This window comes from Myxococcus sp. CA056 (genome assembly GCF_013336715.1).
GTDB classification, from domain to species: domain Bacteria; phylum Myxococcota; class Myxococcia; order Myxococcales; family Myxococcaceae; genus Myxococcus; species Myxococcus llanfairpwllgwyngyllgogerychwyrndrobwllllantysiliogogogochensis.
Genome location: NZ_JABUMT010000016.1, coordinates 59,243 through 80,338, shown reverse-complemented (window position 1 = coordinate 80,338; position 21,096 = coordinate 59,243). Strand labels below are relative to the sequence as shown.

Below are 21,096 nucleotides of genomic sequence, written 5' to 3'. Positions count from 1 at the left end.
CGGCGGTACGGTACCGGGTCGACGTCAGAGGTCGACCTGGGTGGGAGCGGGCTTCGGCGCACGCGCGGGCGCGACCGGAGGGACATCCAGGAAGGCGGCTCGCGGGCCAGAGCCGCCATAGGCCAGCGCTTCGATGCGGTTGGTGCGAGGAGCCAGCGGGTCTCTCGGCAGACACTCGGCCTCCGTCTCCAGGAGCTTCAGCTCCGGGCGGGACTCCAGGAGCCGCTCGATGCGCGGGGGCACGTAGTCGACGGCGTCCTCGAACGCATACCGGGAGAGGATGCGCGTCGCCGTCACGGGCTCGCAGCGAATCTCCGGACGCGACGTCAGGGAGGTCGTGGTCATCAACACGGCCGCGCCCCGAGCGGAGCTGGGACCGGACCGGGTGGCCTCCGTCACCGTGGCGGACACCCAATGCTCCCGGCACTGCGTCATCGTGTACGGGATGGGGCGGCGGATGACCCGCAGCGGCGCGTATTCCCCCGCGGCCATGGCGGTGCGGACCAGGGCCTTCCATGGCGGCACGGGGCCCTCGGGCATCAGGTGCGTGCGGCACTCCAGCTCCGTGCCCCCGTCGTCCGCCATGAACACCACCTGGACGTTGCTGACGTAGCGCGCGCCGGACGTCTCCGCGCGCTCCAGGAACCGCAGCACCAGCGTGCTGCCGTCCTGCGCGTGTCCGAAGGGCATGGAGATGGCCCAGGGCGCGAAGCCAGACTGCTGCGCGAGCGCCGGCGTGGCGACGATGACGGGGGGGCCCTGGCGGACCAGGGGCGACCGGGCGCACGCGGCGGAAAGGAGCAGCAACAGGGTCAGTGAGGAGCGGCGCATCGAAGGTCCCCTTGTCGTGGGCTTTGCGTCCTCCGAGTTTACGCCCCTCGCGGCGACCCGTCCCAGCCAGCAAACCACGGAGCAACCATCCCCGCGGGGAACGATATGGCAGCCGCGTCCAGACGTTACCCGCGCCGACCGGCGTGGCGCAGCCACTGCGCCGCCGAGCGAAGGTCCGCCTCGAAGTGGATGCGCAGCTCCGCGCGCTCGCGAGGGTCCGCCCGGCGCAGCACGTCCGCGGGCGCGAAGGTGGCCATGGCGCCGCGTGCCCAGGGCGTCTGGACGAATTGTCCCCGGTTGAGGTTGAGACGAAACCCCGGCCCCAGCACCGCCTGGCCCGCCGTGCTGCCCAGCGCGAGCATCAACAACGGGCGCACCGAGGCCACCTCCGACGCCAGCGCTTCCCGGAACGCCTGCGCCTCCCGCCAGCCCGCGGCCTCCGCGTCCCCATCCGGCGGAGGTCCCCGCGAGACATGGAGGTCCGTGGGCTTCAGCCCCGCCCGTGAGAGCACCACCTCCAACAACCGCCCCGCCGGCCCCACGAAGCACGGCACGTCACCGTCCTCCCGCGTGTCGGGCACGTCCCCCACCATCATCACCGGAGTCCCCTCTGACGGTGTCCGCGACTTGCGCGCGGCCGTGCTCCGCGCCGGGGCTTGCGGCGGCGCTTCCCACGCCAGTCCCGCCCCGTAGCTCAGGCGCGCCAGGTCCCAGTGGGCGCTGGCGTCCGGGGTGAAGAGGCTCCAGCGCAGCGTGGGAAAGCGCCCCACGAGAAAGGGCGCCGCCAGCCTGACGACGAGGTGCTCCGGCCGGTACCATGCGACATACCGCTCCGCGCCATCGGACGCTCCCCGCCGGAAGCGGACGCGAATCACGAGGTTGCGCACGTCCCGCCGCACCGCGCGCTCCATCCGCCGCAGCCGCTGGACGTCCCGGTCCAACTCCCGCTCCAACAGCCACCGCTCCCCGTGGGTCAGCCGCCAGAGCACGCGGTACAGCAGCGCCCAGCGCTCCGGCTCCCGATGACACACCACCTTCTCCGCCAGCCCCAGGAAGTCCCGGGGCACCACCGGCAGCGCGCCGGTGCCCATGCCGCTCACGAGCGCATCCACCCGTCCATCCCACGGGCCCCGCGCTTCCTCGAAAGACACCCGCTCCGGGGGCAGACACCGCGCCAACAGCCCCCGCGCTACTTCCCGAAACGATGCCAGCTCCGGCGCCACGCTCACCCGCACCTGGACCTCCTGGTCGCTCAGCGACACACGCCGCGAGCCACCCGTGGAGGGTGCTCGCGCGCGTGGAAGGCTTCTACCTTCCAGGTCTGACATCACCATCCCACCCGTGACGTCGTCGGGCCCTCGCGGCTATTCCTCCTTCGCGAGCGCATCCACCTGCTGCTGGAGCCCCTCCATCTCCTCGAAGAAGGACTCCACGGGCTGGGCGCGGGTCATGCGGAAGGCCGGCGGCAGCAGCGTGCGCGGGAAGTCCAGCGACGTGCTGAAGGGCTCGTTTCCCAGCAGGTCGTTCGCGCGGGACAGGGCGCCGAAGGCGAGCGTCACCACGACGAGCACTCGAACCAGTCGCCCGGGTTCCCACCGCGCCACGTAGCGCAGGTGCCAGAAGAGGCCCCAGCCCATGAGCGAGAGGAACGTCGCGTGATGCAGCCAGGACAGGCCCGAGCCCAGCCCCAGGCTGAAGCCCAGCGCCGACACGAGCGGTGGCAGCGCCACGGCCCCCAGCAGCACCAGGCTGCCGATGGTGGCATGCGTGCGGTAGTGGAACCGGCGGCGGGAGATGCGACTGGCGACGGCCCAGCCTCCCGCCCACAGCAACGTCAGCGTGAGCGGCGTCACCACGGCCACCGTCAGCTCGCCCCAATCCGTGCGGCCGTAGTTGCCCAGGTGCGTCTCGAGCGAGCTGACGAAGATCAGGGCCAGCATCGCGATGGGGAACGCGCGGGCGTGCTCGAACACGCGCTCCCGGGGGGCGACGGCCGAGGTGATGACGGTGCCGGGCACGGCGTGGTCCCTGCGCCGGAAGCGCAGCACCGTGTCACCCACGGCCACGCGCGTATCGGGCGCCAGCTCCAGTTCGGCGAGCGGTGCCCAGGGCTCCACGCGCCAGGTGCCGTTGTGGCTGCCCACATCCCGCACCACGAGCGCGCCGTCCTCGCGCCGCTCGATGCGCAGGTGTTCGGGGGAGACCTTGGGGTCATCGAGGATGACGTCGTTCGAGTACGCCCGGCCAATCGTCGCAGGGAAGCGCTCCAGGCGGTGGCGCTCGTGGACGGAATCCCCTTCCAGCACCTCCAGGAAGATCATTTCGTCCACGACAGCCCCTCCAGGTAGCGGCGCGCCAGCTTGCGCGCGTTGTCCGCCGTGAAGCCGCCCAGCGTGAGGCTGGTGTCGACGCCGCTGGTGCTGGCGTTGAGCGCGGCGGCGCGCAGCACCAGGTCATAGAGGCCCGGGAAGCGCTTGTAGGCGCGCAGGCACAGCGCGGCGCGGACGGGCAGACCCTCCACGTCCACGAACTCCGTCGTGCAGCGGAAGTTGGTCACGTCCTCGCGCGAGGCCTCCACCGTGTCCGGGTCCTGCGCGTACAGCGCGCTGTAGAGCGAGGAGAAGCGCAGCGCGCCCAGCTTCTGGCTGGAGGCCTGCTGGTGCAGGAAGGCCACCACGCCCGTGCGGTGATGCGAGGACAGGTAGATGTCCTCCTCCGAGGAGCACTGGTAGTTCGTCACCGTGTAGGGCACCTCCGGGTCATGCGGCGTGTCGCCCCAGCACTTGAGAAAGGGAATCCACCGGCCGGGGACCTGGTAGCTGCCCAGCTTCTGCTTCGGCACCGGGGCCGCCATCAGCTGCTCGGTGAGGCGCTGCTGGTTGTCGACGAGCTGCGCGCGCACCGTGTCCACGAGCGTGCGGGCCTTGTCCGGCTTCGCCTCCAGTGCACGCGCCAGGAGCGCGCTCGCGTGCTTCACCGGCACCAGGAAGCCGAGCTGGTTTCCCATGGTGGCGACGTTGACGCCCACCACGCGCCCCTGCCCCGTGAGCGTGGGCCCGCCGCTCATGCCCGGATTGATGGCGCCGCTGAAGTGGATGCGCTCATAGAGCGAGTCCTGGATGAAGCCGTTGTAGGTGCCCTCGACGATGGTGGTTCCCAGGTCATGGGGATTGCCCATGGCGAACAGGCGCGTGCCCTGCTGCGGCTCGCGGTCCTCCAGCGCGAAGAAGTCCTTCACGACGTCATCCATCCGGATGACGGCCAGGTCATGCACGACGTCCACGTCCACCAGGCGCGCCGGCACGGGTTCGCCGCCGCTGCGCAGGACGAGCTCCGCGGTGTAGTCCTCCGGGTGGAGCACCACGTCGGAGACCACGTGGTAGTTGGTGATGGCGTGCCCGCTGGCGGAGACGAAGAAGGCCGAGCCGATGGACGAGCGCGTACCCGAGCGCCGCTCGATGATGCGCACCTGGGCGACGCGGTTCTGGATGCGCTGGAACAGCTCGTGGGTGGCCGGTGGCAGCACTGCCGGAGGGGACTCGGGCGCGGGAGCAGGCGCGGAGTCGGGTTCGCTTCGAGCAGGGGACTGCACGCCCGGTTCCGAGGGAGCGACCGACGGCGCCTGCCCAAGCACGGCGACGAGGAGGAGGACGAACATGGATGCCGCGCACGCTATCCCAGCGCCGAGCGCCTGGGCACCGAGTCGCGCACGGCCCGGAGCATGAGGCCCGCGTGCGCTCGCCGACCCACCTGCCCTGTTGGCGGCGTGCCTGCCAGCGACTACGTTCCGCCCCGCCGAAGGTGCCTCGCGGGGGTCCGCGAGGTTTAGCAAGGGAATCCGGTGTGAATCCGGAGCTGCCCCGCAGCGGTCAGTGGGAACGAACGCCGTCGAACGCACTGGCTCCGGAGCGGGCTGGGAAGGGACGGCGCCTAGGAAGCCAGCGCGCACCGTGAGAGCGGCGCGCGCTGGACAGGCCCACGGAGCCCGAAAACCTGCCTCCGGCCCACGCGGGACGCCTGATGCGCCCCGGGTGGAGCTGCGCCCCCGGCCTTCGCGGGAAGGCCCGGCCATCCCTCACGGCCCGTCGCCGCCGCCACCCGTGCGCGCGCTGCGGGCCAGGAGTCCATCCCATGAGCAGCATGCAGCCGTCGCTTCCATCGTCCGCCACCGAGACGCGGATGGTGGACATGGTGTTTCCCGATCAGACCAACCACTACGGCACCCTCTTCGGAGGACAGGCCCTGCGGCTGATGGACATGTCCGCGTTCATCACCGCCAGCCGCTACACGCGCCGCACCGTCGTCACCGCGTCGAGCGAGCGCGTGGACTTCCACACGCCCGTGCGACAGGGACAGCTCGTCGAACTGGTGAGCCGCGTGGTCTCCACCGGCCGCACCTCCGTCACCGTGGACGTGGAGCTGTTCGCCGAAGACCTCCTGTCCGGCGCGCGCGAGCTGTGCACCCGCGGGCGCTTCGTCCTCGTCGCGCTGGATGAACACCGCAAGCCCACCGCTGTGCCGTCGCTGGCGCCAGAACCGAACGCGTAGCACTCGGGTGAACGTCGCGGCATGACATCCCGATGAATCGACCGGCCCACCTCGTTACTCGCGGAGGTGGGCCACCTCGCGGAGAAGGGATGCCTCGCGGAAGTGGGCCATCCACTCGTGGACGACCTCGCGACGCGCGCGCGGCGTCGTCACGCCTCGGAAGTACCCTGCCCCGCCCGCATCCGGCGCCACGCCGCGTACGACGCCACCAGCGCCCCGGCCAGTGCTCCCGCGAGCGCCCCCAGCACCCGGCGCGGCACCACGCCCGGCGCGGTCGTCGCCTCCAACCGGAACGTATCCAGCGACGCGCGCACCCCCGGAGCCAGCGACTCCCAGCGCACCGCCGGCGCGCTCACCACCACCACCACGTGCCGGCCCTCGGACGCGAGCCCCGCCACCAGCACCGTGCGAACCTGTCCCGCCTCGCGCAGCGTGCCCAGCACCTCCACTCGCGGAACGATTCCACCCACCCGGTCCACGCGCTCCGGAGACAGCGTCACCCCCAGCTCCCGCTGGAAGTGCTGCATCACCGCCGACGCGAAGTCATCCCGCTCCGAAGGACTGGCGGAGAAACTCCGCTCCACCACCGAGACCAGCATCGTCGCCGCCTCGGGCCCCTCCCCATCCGCCAGCGCCGCCGACAGGCTCCGCGTCGCCTCCGCGTCGAGCGACACCGCTCCCGCCACCGAGCCCACGTAAGGCTCCCACCGCACCATGTGGAAGCGCTCCGGCGGCCGCAGCACGTAGCCGTCTCGACGCAGCTCGGAGCCGAGCGCGCCCGACAGCAGCAACCAGCCTCCAGCCGCCCACGCGAGATTCACGCCGCGAGCATAGGCCCCCCGCGTCACATCCGCAGGCCAGGTCATGGGCCCCGAGAAACGACGAACCCACGGATACCCCGTGCCCCCGGGCGCGGCGAAGTCACCGCTCACATGCCTTCGTTGTGACATCCCCGGGCGGCGCGGGTAACCTCGCGCCCAGATGACTCCTGCAGCCCGGGTGGAGATGGAGGCACGCGCCGACCGAGCCCTGCGCCGTGGCGAGCTCGTCGAGGCGGTCGACCTCTACGAGACGCTCACCCATGCCTTCCCGGATGACGCCTCGCTCGCCGACAAGCTCGCCAACGTGCGCGAGTCCCTGCTCCCCCTGGAACTCCAGAAGCTGGAGGCCGCCCGCCCGCCCGAGGAGCCGGAGCTGCCGGTCGGTCCCTCCTCACCCGCGCAAGAGGGTGAGCGCCTGTTCGCCCTCGGGGACTACGTGGGGGCCGCCGCCGCCTATCGCCGCGCCCTCCAGGAGCGTCCGGACAACGAGCTCTTCAAGGAACGGCTGCTCGAGATCTTCCAGATGGCCCGGGAGATGCCCCTACAGTCACCGACAGACAAGGCCCTTCCCAAGGCCCCTCAGCCCCGTCTCCAAGCCCTCCTCGACAGGGTTGCTTCTCGTCGCCGCCTCAAGCGGGACTGATGGAAGCTCGCGTTTCCACTCGGAAATCCGACCTGCCGAATGATTCGCGCGTTGCACCCCGGCTCCGGGGCCTCCTATCATCAGGTCCGACGTCGCTGTCATGGTGGGCCACCCTCCCTCTGACACCCGCGTCCGACCCCTATGGCCCGTTCCCTGAGACTCGGAGTCCTCACCGGTGGCGGAGACTGCCCCGGGCTCAACGCGCTCATCCGTGGCCTCGTCAAGCGGGGCACGCATGAGTTCGGCCATGAGTTCGTGGGCATCGAGAACGGTTACATGGGGCTGGTGGAGCCAGACCTCACGCGTCCCCTCACCGAGGAGGACACGCGGGGAATCCTGCCCAAGGGCGGCACCATCCTCGGCACGTCCAACCGCGCGAACCCCTTCCTCTATGCCTTCCGCGAAGGTGGCCACTGGGTGGAGCGCGACGTGTCCGACGCGGTGCTGCGGCGCTGCGAGGCGCTGAAGCTCGACGGAGTCATCGCCGTGGGCGGTGACGGCACGCTGTCGATTGGCCACCGGCTGAGCGAGAAGGGCCTCAAGGTGGTCGGCTGTCCGAAGACCATCGACAATGACTTGAGCGGGACGGACCAGACGTTCGGCTTCGACACCGCGCGCCTCATCGTCACGGAGGCGTTGGACCGGCTGCACTCCACCGCCGAGTCCCACGACCGGGTGATGCTGGTGGAGATCATGGGGCGCCACGCGGGCTTCCTCACGCTGGAGAGCGGGCTCGCGGGCGGGGCCGACGTCGTCCTCATCCCGGAGATTCCGTACCGGGTGGAGGCCATCGTGGAGAAGCTGCGCCGCCGCGCCACCCGCCGCCGCAGCTTCTCCATCATCGCCATCTCCGAGGGCGCGTTCCCCGTGGGCGGCACGCTGGCCGTGCTGGACCGGGCCGAAGACGTCCCCGGGCGAGGCGTGGTGCGACTGGGCGGCTCCGGCAAGGTGTGCGCGGATCTGCTGGCGCAGCACATCGAGGCGGAGATTCGGGTGAATGTGCTGGGGCATCTCCAGCGAGGAGGAAGTCCGAGCGCGGCGGACCGCGTGCTGGCGACGCGCTATGGTTGTGGGGTGTTGGACCTGGTGCGCGACGGACAGTGGGACCACATGGTGGCCCTGCGCGCCGGGCAGCTCGTCGCTGTACCTCTGAGCGAGTCGCGAAAGGAGCGCCGGGTGGACCCATCCGGCGAACTGGTGCGCTTCGCCAAGAGCATGGGCATCAGCTTCGGGGACTGAGGGAGGGGCAGGCACAACCGCCGCATGTCATGACGCTCGTCGGCCGCCATATCGGTCGTTATCGCATCCTCGAGCAACTCGGCTCGGGGGGCATGAGCGTCGTGTACAAAGGGCTCGACACGGCCCTGGACCGTGAAGTCGCGGTGAAGGTGCTGCACCCGCACCTGGCCGGCAAGGACGAGTCGCGCAGGCGGCTGGCCCGCGAGGCCCGCGCCGTGGCGAAGCTGCACCACCCCAACATCCTGGAGGTGTTCGACTTCTCCGCCGCGGACGCGCAGGACGCGTTCATCGTCACCGAGTACATCCGTGGCCGGACGCTCAAGACGGTCCTGGACGAAGGTCCGCTGGATCCGCCGGAGCTGGCGGCGATGATCATCCACGAGTTGGCGGCGGCGCTCGCGCATGCGCACGAGGCCGGCGTCATCCACCGCGACCTCAAGCCCGAGAACGTCATGGTGCGCGAGGACGGCATCCTCAAGCTCATGGACTTCGGCATCGCCCGGCTGCTCGACATCGAGGAGCGGATGACGGTGACGGGCTCGCTCGTGGGCTCGCCCGCGCACATGTCCCCGGAGATCATCGAGGGCCTGGAGGCGGGCCCCGAGGCGGACGTCTTCAGCGTGGGCATCATGTTCTACGCGGCCATGACGGGGCGGCTGCCCTTCTCCGCGCCCAACACCACGGCCACGCTCAAGCGCATCCTCGACGGTGACTACGAGGATCCGCGCCGCCGCCTCCCCGCCCTGTCGGACGAGCTGGCGGACATTTGCGCGCGCTGTCTCCAGAGAGATCCTCAGCAGCGATATCCGGACGCAAGCAAGCTGCGTGACGCGCTGGCGGACTACCTCGCGGGCCTGGGCTTCTCCCGGGTGGGCGAGGAGCTGGTGTCGTTCTTCGCCGATCCACCGTCGTACCGGAAGCTGGCGCGGCAGCGCATCGTCGCCAGGCTGCTGGAGCGAGGAGAGCGGCTGCTTTCGGAGAAGCGCACGTCGAGGGCGCTCGGCAGTCTCAATCATGTGCTGGCGTTGGACGCGCAGAACGCGCGGGCGCTCGGGTTGCTCAAGGGCATCCAGCGCGCGCAGCGCGTGAAGACCTGGCGGCGGCGCGGCATCCGGCTGGCGGTGGGACTGGTCACCGCCACGGCCGTGAGCCTGGGCGCCTACAAGGCGTACCACGCACGCGCGGATGCGGCGGCCCTCCAGCCGGGCACGGACAGTCCTCCCAAGGGCGGCGAGGGCGTCAACCCGGGCTCCGGCGACACCAGTCATGATGGCGCGAACGGCGGGGTCGGAAACTCCAGCCCCGAGGGAACACTCGGCTCGGGAAACCCGGACACGGACGCGCGCGAGCCCCCCGGCTCCGGCACCGTGGACACGGCTCCCCGACCGAACCTTCGTCCCGCCACGCCGACCGACGGAGCTCGCACGAGGAGCGCCGATCCGTCGCGATTCCCCCCGGGCTACACCCCCGAAGCCACCTCCTCCCGCATGGAGTCCCTCGTCGGCCGTCCCGACACCCGGCAGGCCCCCGCCTCGGGCGGAAGCGCGGCGCGCGCGAGCGCGGTACGTCCCACCGGAGGGGCCCAGGAGGACGCCCGCGCCCTGCCGGGAGGTCCAGGCGAGGACCGCGTCGCCGGCCGGAAATCCGCGTCGAAGAAGATCCTGGTGTCCATCCTCGTGCGGCCCTTCGGGCTCATTCGCGTGGACGATGGCATGCCCAGCGCCCAGGCCCTCCAGAAGCACGACGTGGAGATGGCCCCCGGCCCACACGCCATCACCATCTCCTGCGACTACTGCGAGGACGTGGTGGAGACCATCGACGTGCAGCCCGACGGGGAGAACATCTTCCACCTGCGCGCCCAGCCCAAGTCGGCGCCGCTGTCGCTCGAGTACGAGCCCGCCGAGGCCACCGTGCGCGTGGGCGACCAGGTGCGCACCGCGCGCGACAGCGTCCAGCACCCGTTCGAGATTCGCTCGCCACGCGGGCCCGCGGGCTTCCAGCACACCGTCACGGTGGAGATCTCCCATCCGGGCTTCCAGACGGAGCGACGCGTGGTGCACCTGCGTCCCGGCGAGCCCACCCTTCTGCACGGGAGCCTGCGCCCCGAATGAGTCGAAGGTTCGCGTTCATCTCGCTCTGGCTCGTGCTGTGGACCCCGGCCGGCTCGCTCGCGCAGGAGGCCGGAGACCCGGAGGTCGCCGCCCTGCGCGCCAGCTTCGAATACGGCAAGTACGCCGAGGTCCTGGACCGCGCGGGTGCCCGCATCGACCGTGGCGGGCTCAACGAGGACGAGCTGGTGGAGCTGCACAAGCTGGCCGGACTCGCCGCCTTCAACCTGGGACGCACCGAGGAGGCCTCGCGTCACCTGCGCGCCCTGCTCCGACTGGACCCCGATTTCAGCCTGGACCCGTTCGTCGTCCCGCCCCCGGCGGTGACCTTCCTGGAGAGCATCAAGGACGACATGACCAATGAGCTGGAGTTCCTCCGGCAGGAGCGCCGACTGCGCCAGGAGCGCGAGAAGGCCGAGGCCGAGCGCCGCGAACGTGAGCGCATGGAAGCCGAGGTCCTCCGTCGCCGCGCCGAGGAGCTGGCCAGTCAGGTCAACGTCCGCACGGTGGAGAAGCGCAACTTCCTGGTCAACTTCGTGCCGTTCGGCGCGGGCCAGTTCCAGCAAGGCCGCAACAGCCTGGGCATCGTCTTCGCCGCCACCGAAGGTGTGCTCGCCGTGACGAGCATCATCTCCTACTTCGCCTACGAGTCGCTCTTCGAGGAGCGGCCCCTCGAGCTGGACAACGTGCTCGACGAGGATGGCAAGGCGTCCATCACCATCCGCTACATCCCCACCAACCGCGAGCGTCAGCGGGACACGTGGCAGTTGCTCAAGCTGGCGTCCGCCGCCGGCTTCTACACCATCTATGCGCTGGGCGTGGTGGACGCGCTGTACCACCACGAGGACCAGGTGGTACGCACCTCGGTGGAGACGCGAGATCCGCCCTCTTCCAACGCGCCCCGCTCGGAGTCCTCGGTCTCCCGGCCGCCGCGCGCGACCGCGCCTCGCCCCACCGCACGGCTGGGGCTGTACCCTACTTCCGGCGGACTCGGCGCCGGACTCACCCTCTCCTTCTGAGCCTTTTTCTCCAGGTACGTGAAGCCCTATGGCCAGCCTCACCGTCCGCAGTCCTGATGGCAAGGTCCGCGCGGTCGCCCTGCACAAGCGCATCACCAGCATCGGCCGGAGCCCGGACAACGACATCCCGCTCGAAGACTCCGGCGTGCCCGACAGCGCCCTGCACGTCACGTTCGACGGCAGTCGCTACGAAGTCGGCAGCCTGGGCGCCACCTTCCACGTCAACGGCAAGAAGCGCGACTCACACGCGCTCGCCACCGGCGACGTGGTCCGCGTGGGCGGCACCGAGCTGACGTTCGCCCGCGAGGACGCGCCGCGCGCGCCCCCCCCCTCCGCCCTCACGCCTCACCGCGACGCGGTGGCCAGTCCGGAAACCGCGGACTCGCACACCACGGAGCTGCCCGGCGTGCCCGGCCGAGAGCTGGCCATGCTGCGGCGGCTCACCGCGTTCAGCGAACGGCTGCTGGCCCTCTACGACGTGGAGCGCATCCTCGAGAGCCTGATGGACGAGGCCATCGAGGTGACGCGCGCCGACAAGGGCTTCCTCATCCTCATGGAGAGCGGGGACCCGCGCGTGAAGGTCGCGCGCAACGTGGCCCGGGAGAACATCGAGGACGCGGTGGAGAAGCTGTCCGACTCCATCATCGCCAAGGTGGTCAAGGAGCAGCGGCCCCTCATCGTCGCGGACGCGGTGGACGCGCCCGAGTTCAAGGCCAGCGAGTCCGTCGTCAACCTGCGCGTGCACTCCGTCATGTGCGTGCCGCTGATGCACAAGGGGGACCTGTTCGGCGTCATCTACGTGGGCAATGACCGGCTGGTGAACCGGTTCGAGCCCAAGAGCGCGGACATGCTCACCATCTTCGCGGCCCAGGCGTCGCTCGTCCTGCAGAACGCGATGCTGGTCAACGACCTCAAGCTCGACGTCACGGAGCTGCGCCGGAAGCTGGAGGACCAGCGCTATGGCGACATCGTCGGGGCCTGTCAGGGCATGCGCGACGTGTACAAGCGCATCGACAAGATTGCCCCCACGGACATCTCCGTGCTCATCACCGGCGAGACGGGCACCGGCAAGGAGCTGATCGCCCGGGAGATCCACCGCCGCTCGCCCCGCGTGAAGGGCCCCTTCATCACCATCAACTGCGGCGCGATTCCGGAGAACCTGCTGGAGAGCGAGCTGTTCGGCCACGTGAAGGGCGCCTTCACCGGCGCGGTGGCCACCAAGGCGGGCAAGTTCCAGGCCGCCATCAGCGGCACCCTCTTCCTGGACGAGATTGGCGAGATGCCGCTCCAGCTCCAGGTGAAGCTGCTGCGCGCGCTCCAGGAGAAGATCGTCTACAAGGTGGGCGACAACCGCGGCGAGCCGGTGGACATCCGCGTCGTCGCCGCCACCAACAAGGTGCTCGAGGACGAGGTGAAGCGGAACACCTTCCGTGAGGACCTCTACTACCGGCTCAACGTCGTCACCCTGAAGCTGCCGCCCCTGCGCGAGCGCGGCGAGGACGTCGTCGTGCTGGGCAAGTTCTTCCTCCACAAGTACTCGCGCGAGTTCAACTCCCGGGCCAAGGGCTTCACCCCGTCCGCCGCCGTGTCCATGAAGAAGTACGGCTGGCCCGGCAACATCCGCGAGCTGGAGAACCGCATCAAGAAGGCGGTGGTGCTGTCAGACAAGCCGCTGCTGGGCCCCGACGACCTGGACCTCAAGCCGGAGAACCTGGAGCCCATCATGCCGCTGCTCCAGGCCAAGGAAGAATTCCAGAAGCGTTACATCAACGAAGTGTTGGCGCGGAACAACGGCAACCGGACGAAGACGGCCAAGGACCTGGGCGTGGACCCTCGCACCATCTTCCGCCACCTGGAGAAGCTGGAAGCGGAGAAGACCGGGCGGCCCCTGCCCCCCGAGGAGGGCGAGGAGCTGCTCTGAAGCGGCCCCAGTCGCACTGGTGATGGACTCGACGACGCGGCGAGAAGTCTGGGACAGGCGCTCCGGCCAGGGCTGGGCGACGTGCGTGCTGGCCGCGAGTCTGGGCCTGCTCGTCGGCTGCCTGTTGCCCCAGGACGACACCCTGCTCGACGAGCCTCCGCGCTTCATGAACCGCTCGCCGCGCATCATCGAGTCGCTGGTGTTGCCGCAGGAGCACATCATCCAGGACTTCGGCGGGAGCCGGTGCGAGCTGACGTTCGAGGTCGCCGTCGAGGACCCGGACGTGGATGACCGCATCAAGGTGCACTGGTTCATCGACTACAGCCCGCAGGACCCGCGTGGGCCGTACCGGGAAATCGCCCTGACGAACAACGGCGAGGCCCGCCGTCCGGACCGGGGCACGCTGCGCATCAACCTGGCCTCGGCGAACGCGGAGCTGAGCACGCCGGGCCAGCACCTGGTGGAGGCGCTGGTGAGCGACGCGGAGCTCACGGACCGCGAGCCCGAATCGCAGGTGGTGAACCTGCCCGACGGAGGCTCCATCATCGACCCGGGGTTCGTCATCAGCTACTCCTGGGTGGTGAACACGGTGCAGGGGGACTGCCGATGAAGGGGGGCCCCGCGCGGCTCCTCCTCGCGCTCACGCTGCTCTGGGGCACCGGCTGTGCCCTGCTGGAAGAGGAGCCGGAGGATTCCCTGCTCGTCTGCCGCTCGGACGCGGACTGCGCCTCCAACGAGGTGTGCTTCGTGGACGGCTGCGGCGACCCGGGCCAGGACATCGTCGTGGAGGTGACGCCCAACCCCGCCCTCGGCCTGTACGCGCAGGACTTCCCGGTGGGTCGCCTGCGGGCCGAGCAGAACCTGGAGCTGTTCGACAAGGCCTCGCTGCGCGGGACGACGCTGCGCTCGACGGTGCCGCCCGCGTCGTCGACCACCACCTCCCGTCCCTACTCCGAGCCGCTCGTCGTGCGCGCCGTCGGCACGAGCGCCCTCATCCCCGGGGTGGCCCGCTACCACGAGGCGACGCTGGTGCCGGACAACGGGCAGTGGACCCTGCCGGTGGCCAGCGGCCAGTACGCGGTGACGGTGCTCGCCGAGGACCTCCTGGTGCCGCCCATGACGAACCTGGGCACCGTGTTCCCAGGCGAGGCGCTCGCGCTGGAGTGGCTGCTGCCCGCCGCCGACGCCGTGGTGCCCGTGCAAGGGCAGTTGACCGGACACGGGGGCGCGCCGCTGGACGCGGACCTCTCGGTGGAGGCCCTGGACGCCGAGCTGAAGCCAATCTCCCAGCGCGTTCCCGTGAATCGCGGCACGGGCGCCTTCGCGCTGGCGCTGCCGCCTGTGGCCGCGAGTGCCTCCACGGTGCTGCTGCGCGTGACGGCACGGGACGCGGGCGCGCTCCTGCCCCAGCAGACCTTCACGGTGGACCCGAGCGTCCCCTTGCCCGGCCCGCTGGAACTGGGTGACTTCGGCGCCCCGGTGCGGGTGTCGGGACGCGTGGTGGCCCTGGACGGCCGGCCTGTCGTCGCCGCCACGGTGTCGATCCAGGGGCGCGTGGGAGGAGGCGGGAGCTTCCAGAGCGCCGTGGCGACGACGGACGAGGAAGGCCGCTTCGAGCTGCGCTCCCTGCCCAGCGCCACCGAGTCCCCGCTGGAGCTGGTGGTGGTGCCTCCCGCCGGCTCCACCTCGGGGCTCACCACCTCCGCGGCCGTGGTGCCTCGCGAGGACACGGTGTTGCCGGACGTGGTGTGCGTCAACCGCCGCGTGGCGCGCGGCCGGCTCCTGCAGCCCGACAACGTCTCCCCCGCCGCGGGCGTGCGGCTGGTGGTGGAGCCCGTGGACGTCGTCCCCGGCCGGCTGCTTCCGCCCAACCTCGCCTCGGAGACCCTCACGGACGCCAACGGCGAATACGTGCTGCGGTTGGACCCCGCCCTCTACCGGCTGGACGTCGTGCCGGGTGAGAACCTGCCCCGCGTCAGCCGCTTCGTCTCGGTGCTGCCCGCCAATGACGGCTCCGAGCAGGCCGTGACGGCCTTCGCCCTCCAGCGGGGCCGCACCTTGCGCGGCCGGGTGCTGTCGTCGACGCGAGAGCCGGGCGTGCCTCCGGGCCTGCCCTTCACGTCCATCCGCTTCTATCGGGTAGTGAACGTGGAGGGGCGCCCCTCCTCCGTGCTGCTGGCCCAGTCCGTGACGGACACGCTGGGCCGCTACACCGCGCTGCTGCCGGTGCGCTGACTCACGGCCGGGGGGACGTGGCGGCCGGACTGGCGCTGGCGGCCTGGAAGGCGGCGTGGAACGAGTCCACCGTGCCGCCCACCTCGTCCGCGTACTGCACCGCGTGCGTGGTGTAGAGGTCCAGCACCACCTCCAGGCGGCGGTACACGGTGCGCAACGGCGCGCGCTCGCGGGCCTTCAAATCGCACTGGGACTCCCGCTCGCGCATCCGCGCCAGCCACGAGGTCCGGAAGCGCATCCATTCCTGGTCCGTGTCTCGCGCGGGCGACACGCGCACCAGCTTCTCGCGCCCCGCCTCCAGCTCGTCCCACAGGGCCCGGGCACCCGCCAGACACTCCTGGAAGCTGAGCGTCGTGGCCGCGGGTGGCAACTCCTCTGGCGTCATGGCCGCCACCGAGCGGCTCACGTTCCAGATGATCCACAGCGAGAAGAGCGTGGTGAGCGCGATGTAGACCCCATACGCGGCACCACGGTAGCGGCGGAAGCGAGGATCTTTCCGAGGGTCGGGAGCGGACACGGGGTCCAGGTCTTATGACTGTGGACCCCGCGTGGCAACGCTTCCGTGTCACCCCACCCGACAGGCGGGCGGGGTGCGTCCAGGGACTACTGGCCCGCGGGGCTCGCCACCTGCTGGGTGGGGGCCGCGGCGGGGGCGGCGGCGGGCGCGGGACCCGCGGCCTCCGTGTTGCCGTTCATGGCGCGCTTCACCATGGCGATGCGGCTGCGGAACTGCATCTGGTACTGGCTGTTGAGGTACGCACCAGCCGCGTCACGCGCCGTCTCCAGCGCCTTCTCCATCTGCCCGACCTCCTGGTACGACTGGGCCAGCAGCAGCATGGCGTAGTCGCGCGTCTTGGAGTTGCGGTCTCCCTCCACGAAGCGGGCCAGCAAGGGCACGGCCTTGTCGTGCTTGCGCAGCTGGTTGTACGCGGTGCCCAGGAAGAAGGACGCGTCCAGCGACTGCTCCTGCGGCGGGTTCATGGCCAGGAAGCGCTCCATCTCCGAGACGACCTGGTCCATCTCGTTCTTGCGGAAGGCGATCTTGCCGCGCTCGAAGGCGGCATCACCCGTCTCGCGGCGCAGCGACGTGGCGCGGTCATTGAGGGCCTGGCGCTCCAGCGAGCTGAGGCGCTGGGTGTCCAGCTTCATCAGCGCGTCGATGCCCTTGAGCCGCTCGTCGCCGGGCAGCGAGGTCATCATCTTGTAGACCTCGGCGGCGCCGCGCTGGGCCGTCTGGTGCGCGGAGGTGTCCGAGCGCTGCTTCTCCAGCTGGCCCGTCAGGTCCGCCACCATCTTCTCCAGGCGCTCCCGCTCGTTGGTGGCGCTGGAGCTGCGCGCGCTGGTGATCATCACCGCCGCGCCCACCGCGATGACCGCGAACAGCACGTAGGCCGCCGCGGACGAAATCCACTGCCGCTTCTGGAAGTCCTCGTGACGCTTGCCGACCGCCTTCACCTCCGCGTGGAGGTTCTTCAGCAGGTTGTCACTTTTGATGACGAGGTTGCGGGCCTCGACGACTTCGCGGCGGAGGTCCGCCAATTCCTTATCAATCTCGGTCTTCGCCTGCTCTGGCATGGACATCTTCCTGGGCCCGGTAACGATCTCGGCCGATTCACGCATCGTAAGGAGTTCTCCCGGTCATACGGCGACAATTTCCGCACCGGAACAACACGGAGGCTTTGTCACATTTCCGGGAGCAAACAACCTTCCAATGTCCACGCCTGCTCGCTCTGCGAGCTACAAACCAGAGCCTGGGAGACCTCGTGATGGCTCGGGCGGAAAAGTGTACGTCACGCCCAGCGACAGCCAGCTCCCTCCCAGACTGAACGAGCCAATCTTCGCGTCCTCGGGGCCCACGGGTCCGCGCAGGAACATGAAGCGGTACTCACCGGTGATGCCCCAGCGAGAGGACAAGCGCCATGTCGCTCCCAGCGAACCCGCCCAGGCCTGCGTCGTTCTCTCCCGCACGGCCTCTCCGTCGCGCTCCGAGCTGATGAGCGTGGGACCGGTCAAGAAGCCCAGGAAGGGGACCAGCCCATAGGGGCCGACCTCGGGGAGCAGCTTCTGGAAGCGCAGGCCCAGCATCGCGCCGTAGGCCAGGGTGTCGATGCCCCGCTCGGTGGGAGGCAGGCCTTCCACGCCCGGTTCCGTGACGTAGAGCCGGGAGCCGGTCCCGAACAGGTCGATGCCCAGCTCCACGAGGTCCGACAGCGAATAGGCGAAGGAGGCCACACCGAACGGCCCCCCTCCGGTCTTCCGCGCGCGCGCCAGGTCGCCGTTGCCCGTCCGGCCGTACCAGCCCTTGTAGAACGTCTCGTTGGAGGTGGAACGCCAGCCACCCTGCACGGTGATGCGTCCCACGCCGTCCATCGAGGTGGGCCCATCGTCCTCCTCGTCCTGGGCGAAAGCGGGAGCGGCGAACAACAGGGCGAGCAGAAGCGGAAGTCGACGGAGCATCGAAGCAGGGACTCGGGGGTGAAGGTCAGGAGCGCTTGGGGCGCACGGCGATTTCGAGGAACGTCGTCCGTTGGCGGCGCAGCGAGGCGACCAGACAGCGGACGACACACAGGGCTCCGAACTCACGGAGCACCACGCCCAGGTTCGACACCACGTCCCGCAGGGTGATGACACCGCGCATGTGGCCGCTCCCATCGTGGTTGTTGCCGTGAGGGATGCTCTTCCCGGCCGTCCGTGCCCGGTCCGCCCCGTGCTACAGGCGTGTGGCCCACCGTAGCAGCGGCCTCCCACGGGTCAATTTTCCGGCCGTGCAAGGGCGCGGAGGGACTGGGATTCCGGCTTCAGCGGGCGCGGCGCTCCAGCTCCAGCAGGGGCATCTCCAGCACCACCACCGTGCCGTGGATGCAGGGGGGATGGAAGTCGGCCCGGTCCAGTTCGCCCAGGAGCGCGCGAAGCTGCGCGTCCGTGAGCGGCACGGAGCCCGCCTTGCGCGCGGCATGACACGCCATCACCCGCACGGCCTCGGCCAGCGTGACGGAGTCCAGCGCGGCGCCCTTGGGCGGCAACGCGCGCGCGAGCGCCTCCAGCAACGAGCGAGCATCCGCCCCCTCCAACCCCGGAGGCACCGTCTTCAGCGCCACCGTCGTGCCGCCGAAGGGCTCCACGTCGACGCCCAGGCGCGACAGGGCCTCGCGCCCCTCGACGAGCGCCTTGGCGACCTGCACGGGAAACTCCAGCGTGGTGCCGAACAGCGAGGGCGCGGGAGGGCCCTTCGCATCGTCCAGCGCGCGCAGGTAGGTCGTCAGCCGGGTCCGCTCCAGCGCCGCATGAGGGTCCAACACCACCAGCGTGCCGCCGGGTCCTTCGCAGAGGTGGAAGCGACCTCCGAGCAGGCCCATGGGTCGCAGCGCGACGAAGTAGCCCGGCGGAGGGGCCTCATTGAGCTGGGGTTGGGCCTCGCCGAACGCGGGCGGGCGCCCCACCGCGCCGAAGGGCAGCGACGAGGGAATCCCGACCATGGGCCCGGGCGCTCCGGACAGGGCGTGCGACGGAGCGCCCCCCGATGCTGCGTCCAGCGTGGTGGGCAGCGGCGCGCCCCAGGAGGCCTCCTGAGCGCGAGTGAGGAAGCGCTCCACGGCGAGCGCATAGTGCGCGGCATCGCGCGGCTGATTCCCGCCGGGGCCATTGGGGTCGGCGCCCGCGCCCAGCCATGGGGCCGCGCGCAGCATCCGGTTGAGCGCGGCGCTGATGGCCTCCTGGACGCCTCGGGCATCGGAGAAGCGGACCTCCAGCTTCTGGGGGTGCACGTTGACGTCCACCGCGATGGGGTCCACGTCGATGTGCAGGACGACGACGGGCTGCCGGCCCGCGGCGAGGAAGTCCTGGTAGGCGCGCTGGATGGTGCCGATGAGGCCCCTGTCGCGGACGTAGCGGCGGTTGACGAACGTGTAGAGCCCGCGCGCGTTGGGGAAGGTGAACTCGGGCGAGGCCGCGTAGCCGGTGACGCTGACACCCAGGCGCCGCTCCTCCACGGGGAACAGGTGCGGGTGGGCCGCGGGGCCCAGCGCGGCGGCGATGCGTTCGCGGGGGTCCTCCGGGCAGGCCGCGCTGGAGAAGAGCTCGTTGCCCTCGTGGGTGGCGAAGAAGCCCACCTCCGGGTTCGCGAGCGCCAGGCGGATGACGGCCTCTTCGGCGTGCTTGAGCTCGGTGTCGCCCCGGCGCAGGAACTTGCGGCGCGCGGGCACGTTGAAGAAGAGGTCCTCCACGGTGATGACGGTGCCCGTGCGCGGAGGGGCATCCTCGATGAGCGGGTCCACCCCACCCTCCAGCGTCACCCGGGTGCCCACGTCCGCGCCCACCTCGGCGGTGTGGAGGGAGAAGCGGGAGACGGAGGCGATGGCGGGCACGGCCTCGCCCCGGAACCCCATGGAGTCGATGTGGAACAGGTCGTCCAGCTCGCGCAGCTTGCTGGTGGCGTGACGCTCCAGACACAGCGTGGCGTCGTGCCGCCCCATGCCGTGCCCGTCGTCCGAGATGATGATGCGGTCCACGCCCCCACCGGCCAGGTCGACGCGGATGGTGCTCGAGCCCGCGTCGAGGGAGTTCTCCACCAGCTCCTTCACGACGGACGCGGGGCGCTCCACCACCTCGCCGGCGGCGATCTTGTTGATGAGGACGTCACTGAGACGTGCGATGCGAGCCATGGCAATCATCCACCCTCCGCCACGGAACGAACGTTGTCCAGCGAGACGAGATGGGTGCAGGCTGACATTCAGGACCGGCTGGGCTAACAGGAGAGCCCGCGTATGGACGTGTCACAACCAGGCAAGGGGCGGTTGCGCGTCGCGGTGACCGGAGCCAGCGGCGAGTACGGGAAGCTATTGCTGCCCCGGCTCGAGCGGGATCCCGACGTGGAGAGCATTCTCGTTCTGGACGTCGCCCGTCCGGAGGGGGCCAAGGTGGAGTTCCACCAGGTGGACCTCACCCGGCATGACGCCGAAAGCGAGCTCACCGACGCGCTGGCCGAGCGCCCCGTGGACGCGCTCTACCACCTGGCGTTCCTCTTCGGACCCATCCGCAACGGCTCCCTGGCGCACGAGCTGGAGGTCATCGGCACGATGAACGTGCTGACCGCGGCGGGCCGGGCGCGGCTGCCGAGGCTGGTGGTGCCCTCGATGACGGCCGTCTATGGCGCGCGGGGGAACAACCCCGCGTTGCTGCGAGAGGAGTCGCCGCTGCAGGGCTGTCCTCACAGCCGCTTCGTCACCGACAAGGTGGAGGTGGAGGGACAGGTCCGTGCCTTCCGCGAGCGGCATCCGGAGATGCGCGTGCTCGTGCTGCGCTTCGCGCCGGTGCTGGGGCCAACCATCGAGAATCCCGTGACGCGGCTGCTGACGCGCACGTCCGTGGTCCCCACGCTGCTCGGGTTCGACCCGCTGTGGCAGGGGCTGCACGAGGAGGACGCGGGGCGGGCGCTGCATCTGTCGCTGCGGGCGGACGTATCCGGCGAGTTCAACATCGTCGGACGGGGTGTGCTGCCACTGTCCGGCCTCATCCGGCAGGCGGGTGCTCGCCCGCTCCCCCTCCCAGGGCCTTTGTTCCGTGGCGCACTCCACGCGCTGGATGTGGTGGGAGCGGACACGTTGCCCGTAGCCCTTCTCGACTACATCCATTACTCGTGGGTGGCGGACGGCGCGCGCGCCGAGACCGCCCTCGGATTCATCCCCTTCCACCACGTCAGGGACGCCGCCGCGGCGCTCAAGAGGAGCTAGAG

General features: G+C 70.3%; 19 protein-coding genes and 1 riboswitch. Of the genes, 9 read left to right on the top strand and 10 right to left on the bottom strand.

Annotated elements, in window-relative coordinates:
• Positions 1-24: 24 nt before the first annotated feature.
• From HUA76_RS38130 to HUA76_RS38115, 4 genes are all read right to left on the bottom strand, one after another.
• Complete coding sequence (locus HUA76_RS38130; RefSeq protein WP_174463656.1) at positions 25-831, bottom strand: hypothetical protein; 807 nt, start codon at positions 829-831, stop codon at positions 25-27.
• 125 nt (positions 832-956) lie between these two features.
• Positions 957-2,093 carry a DUF4130 domain-containing protein gene (locus tag HUA76_RS38125; RefSeq protein WP_371745633.1) on the bottom strand — a complete coding sequence of 379 codons (1,137 nt, stop codon included), beginning with the start codon at positions 2,091-2,093 and terminating at the stop codon, positions 957-959.
• Between the two features lie 102 nt (positions 2,094-2,195).
• Positions 2,196-3,161 carry an FHA domain-containing protein gene (locus tag HUA76_RS38120; RefSeq protein WP_174463655.1) on the bottom strand — a complete coding sequence of 322 codons (966 nt, stop codon included), beginning with the start codon at positions 3,159-3,161 and terminating at the stop codon, positions 2,196-2,198.
• Positions 3,149-4,489, bottom strand: a complete 1,341-nt coding sequence (locus HUA76_RS38115; RefSeq protein ID WP_174463654.1) for a S1C family serine protease — start codon at positions 4,487-4,489, stop codon at positions 3,149-3,151. The genes HUA76_RS38120 and HUA76_RS38115 overlap by 13 nt, the downstream gene beginning before the upstream one ends.
• A gap of 141 nt (positions 4,490-4,630) precedes the next feature.
• Positions 4,631-4,830, top strand: a riboswitch (cobalamin riboswitch).
• 132 nt (positions 4,831-4,962) lie between these two features.
• On the opposite strand from HUA76_RS38115, the gene HUA76_RS38110 reads away from it, so the two are divergent.
• On the top strand, positions 4,963-5,379 hold the full coding sequence (locus HUA76_RS38110; protein ID WP_217440768.1) for an acyl-CoA thioesterase: 417 nt from the start codon (positions 4,963-4,965) through the stop codon (positions 5,377-5,379).
• A 149-nt stretch (positions 5,380-5,528) separates the two neighbouring features.
• Here the strand turns inward: HUA76_RS38110 and HUA76_RS38105 are convergent, their stop codons facing one another.
• Positions 5,529-6,245, bottom strand: coding sequence for a hypothetical protein (locus HUA76_RS38105; protein WP_254614756.1), 717 nt, complete (start codon positions 6,243-6,245; stop codon positions 5,529-5,531).
• A 115-nt stretch (positions 6,246-6,360) separates the two neighbouring features.
• On the opposite strand from HUA76_RS38105, the gene HUA76_RS38100 reads away from it, so the two are divergent.
• The 7 genes from HUA76_RS38100 to HUA76_RS38070 all read left to right on the top strand — a co-directional run bounded on the left by HUA76_RS38100 (position 6,361) and on the right by HUA76_RS38070 (position 15,365).
• Positions 6,361-6,843, top strand: coding sequence for a hypothetical protein (locus HUA76_RS38100; protein ID WP_174463653.1), 483 nt, complete (start codon positions 6,361-6,363; stop codon positions 6,841-6,843).
• A gap of 141 nt (positions 6,844-6,984) precedes the next feature.
• On the top strand, positions 6,985-8,082 hold the full coding sequence (locus HUA76_RS38095; protein ID WP_174463652.1) for a 6-phosphofructokinase: 1,098 nt from the start codon (positions 6,985-6,987) through the stop codon (positions 8,080-8,082).
• Positions 8,083-8,111: 29 nt separating this feature from the next.
• On the top strand, positions 8,112-10,193 hold the full coding sequence (locus HUA76_RS38090; protein WP_174463651.1) for a serine/threonine-protein kinase: 2,082 nt from the start codon (positions 8,112-8,114) through the stop codon (positions 10,191-10,193).
• On the top strand, positions 10,190-11,209 hold the full coding sequence (locus HUA76_RS38085; RefSeq protein WP_141647956.1) for a hypothetical protein: 1,020 nt from the start codon (positions 10,190-10,192) through the stop codon (positions 11,207-11,209). Before HUA76_RS38090 ends, HUA76_RS38085 begins: the two co-directional genes overlap by 4 nt.
• A gap of 28 nt (positions 11,210-11,237) precedes the next feature.
• Entirely contained in the window at positions 11,238-13,130 is a 1,893-nt protein-coding gene (locus tag HUA76_RS38080) for a sigma 54-interacting transcriptional regulator (RefSeq protein WP_174463650.1), read from the top strand.
• A 19-nt stretch (positions 13,131-13,149) separates the two neighbouring features.
• The gene (locus HUA76_RS38075; protein ID WP_141647954.1) at positions 13,150-13,740 is read left to right on the top strand and encodes a hypothetical protein; all 591 of its coding nucleotides are present in this window, start codon (positions 13,150-13,152) and stop codon (positions 13,738-13,740) included.
• On the top strand, positions 13,737-15,365 hold the full coding sequence (locus HUA76_RS38070) for a carboxypeptidase-like regulatory domain-containing protein (protein WP_174456597.1): 1,629 nt from the start codon (positions 13,737-13,739) through the stop codon (positions 15,363-15,365). Before HUA76_RS38075 ends, HUA76_RS38070 begins: the two co-directional genes overlap by 4 nt.
• A 1-nt stretch (position 15,366) precedes the next feature.
• On the opposite strand, the gene HUA76_RS38065 is transcribed toward HUA76_RS38070, so the two are convergent.
• The 5 genes from HUA76_RS38065 to mutL form a co-directional block, all read right to left on the bottom strand.
• Positions 15,367-15,882, bottom strand: coding sequence for a hypothetical protein (locus HUA76_RS38065; RefSeq protein ID WP_174456598.1), 516 nt, complete (start codon positions 15,880-15,882; stop codon positions 15,367-15,369).
• An 86-nt stretch (positions 15,883-15,968) separates the two neighbouring features.
• On the bottom strand, positions 15,969-16,985 hold the full coding sequence (locus HUA76_RS38060; protein WP_174456599.1) for a tol-pal system YbgF family protein: 1,017 nt from the start codon (positions 16,983-16,985) through the stop codon (positions 15,969-15,971).
• 117 nt (positions 16,986-17,102) lie between these two features.
• The gene (locus HUA76_RS38055; protein ID WP_174456600.1) at positions 17,103-17,822 is read right to left on the bottom strand and encodes an outer membrane beta-barrel protein; all 720 of its coding nucleotides are present in this window, start codon (positions 17,820-17,822) and stop codon (positions 17,103-17,105) included.
• Between the two features lie 25 nt (positions 17,823-17,847).
• Positions 17,848-18,003: a hypothetical protein gene (locus tag HUA76_RS38050; RefSeq protein ID WP_174456601.1), complete on the bottom strand. Its 156-nt coding sequence runs from the start codon at positions 18,001-18,003 to the stop codon at positions 17,848-17,850.
• A gap of 160 nt (positions 18,004-18,163) precedes the next feature.
• The gene (mutL, locus tag HUA76_RS38045) at positions 18,164-20,026 is read right to left on the bottom strand and encodes a DNA mismatch repair endonuclease MutL (RefSeq protein ID WP_174463649.1); all 1,863 of its coding nucleotides are present in this window, start codon (positions 20,024-20,026) and stop codon (positions 18,164-18,166) included.
• 102 nt (positions 20,027-20,128) lie between these two features.
• Here mutL and HUA76_RS38040 point away from each other — a divergent pair, with 102 nt between their 5' ends.
• Complete coding sequence (locus HUA76_RS38040) at positions 20,129-21,094, top strand: SDR family oxidoreductase (protein WP_174463648.1); 966 nt, start codon at positions 20,129-20,131, stop codon at positions 21,092-21,094.
• The last annotated feature ends 2 nt before the right edge of the window (positions 21,095-21,096 follow it).

Excerpts from the sequence above, each read along its gene's own strand:
- HUA76_RS38130 (WP_174463656.1), bottom strand. The coding sequence starts at position 831 with ATGCGCCGCTCCTCACTGACCCTGTTGCTGCTCCTTTCCGCCGCGTGC.
- HUA76_RS38115 (WP_174463654.1), bottom strand. The coding sequence starts at position 4,489 with ATGTTCGTCCTCCTCCTCGTCGCCGTGCTTGGGCAGGCGCCGTCGGTC.
- HUA76_RS38110 (WP_217440768.1), top strand. The coding sequence starts at position 4,963 with ATGAGCAGCATGCAGCCGTCGCTTCCATCGTCCGCCACCGAGACGCGG.
- HUA76_RS38105 (WP_254614756.1), bottom strand. The coding sequence starts at position 6,245 with ATGACCTGGCCTGCGGATGTGACGCGGGGGGCCTATGCTCGCGGCGTG.
- HUA76_RS38100 (WP_174463653.1), top strand. The coding sequence starts at position 6,361 with ATGACTCCTGCAGCCCGGGTGGAGATGGAGGCACGCGCCGACCGAGCC.
- HUA76_RS38095 (WP_174463652.1), top strand. The coding sequence starts at position 6,985 with ATGGCCCGTTCCCTGAGACTCGGAGTCCTCACCGGTGGCGGAGACTGC.
- HUA76_RS38090 (WP_174463651.1), top strand. The coding sequence starts at position 8,112 with ATGACGCTCGTCGGCCGCCATATCGGTCGTTATCGCATCCTCGAGCAA.
- HUA76_RS38085 (WP_141647956.1), top strand. The coding sequence starts at position 10,190 with ATGAGTCGAAGGTTCGCGTTCATCTCGCTCTGGCTCGTGCTGTGGACC.
- HUA76_RS38080 (WP_174463650.1), top strand. The coding sequence starts at position 11,238 with ATGGCCAGCCTCACCGTCCGCAGTCCTGATGGCAAGGTCCGCGCGGTC.
- HUA76_RS38070 (WP_174456597.1), top strand. The coding sequence starts at position 13,737 with ATGAAGGGGGGCCCCGCGCGGCTCCTCCTCGCGCTCACGCTGCTCTGG.
- HUA76_RS38060 (WP_174456599.1), bottom strand. The coding sequence starts at position 16,985 with ATGCGTGAATCGGCCGAGATCGTTACCGGGCCCAGGAAGATGTCCATG.
- HUA76_RS38055 (WP_174456600.1), bottom strand. The coding sequence starts at position 17,822 with ATGCTCCGTCGACTTCCGCTTCTGCTCGCCCTGTTGTTCGCCGCTCCC.
- HUA76_RS38050 (WP_174456601.1), bottom strand. The coding sequence starts at position 18,003 with ATGCGCGGTGTCATCACCCTGCGGGACGTGGTGTCGAACCTGGGCGTG.
- mutL (WP_174463649.1), bottom strand. The coding sequence starts at position 20,026 with ATGGCTCGCATCGCACGTCTCAGTGACGTCCTCATCAACAAGATCGCC.
- HUA76_RS38040 (WP_174463648.1), top strand. The coding sequence starts at position 20,129 with ATGGACGTGTCACAACCAGGCAAGGGGCGGTTGCGCGTCGCGGTGACC.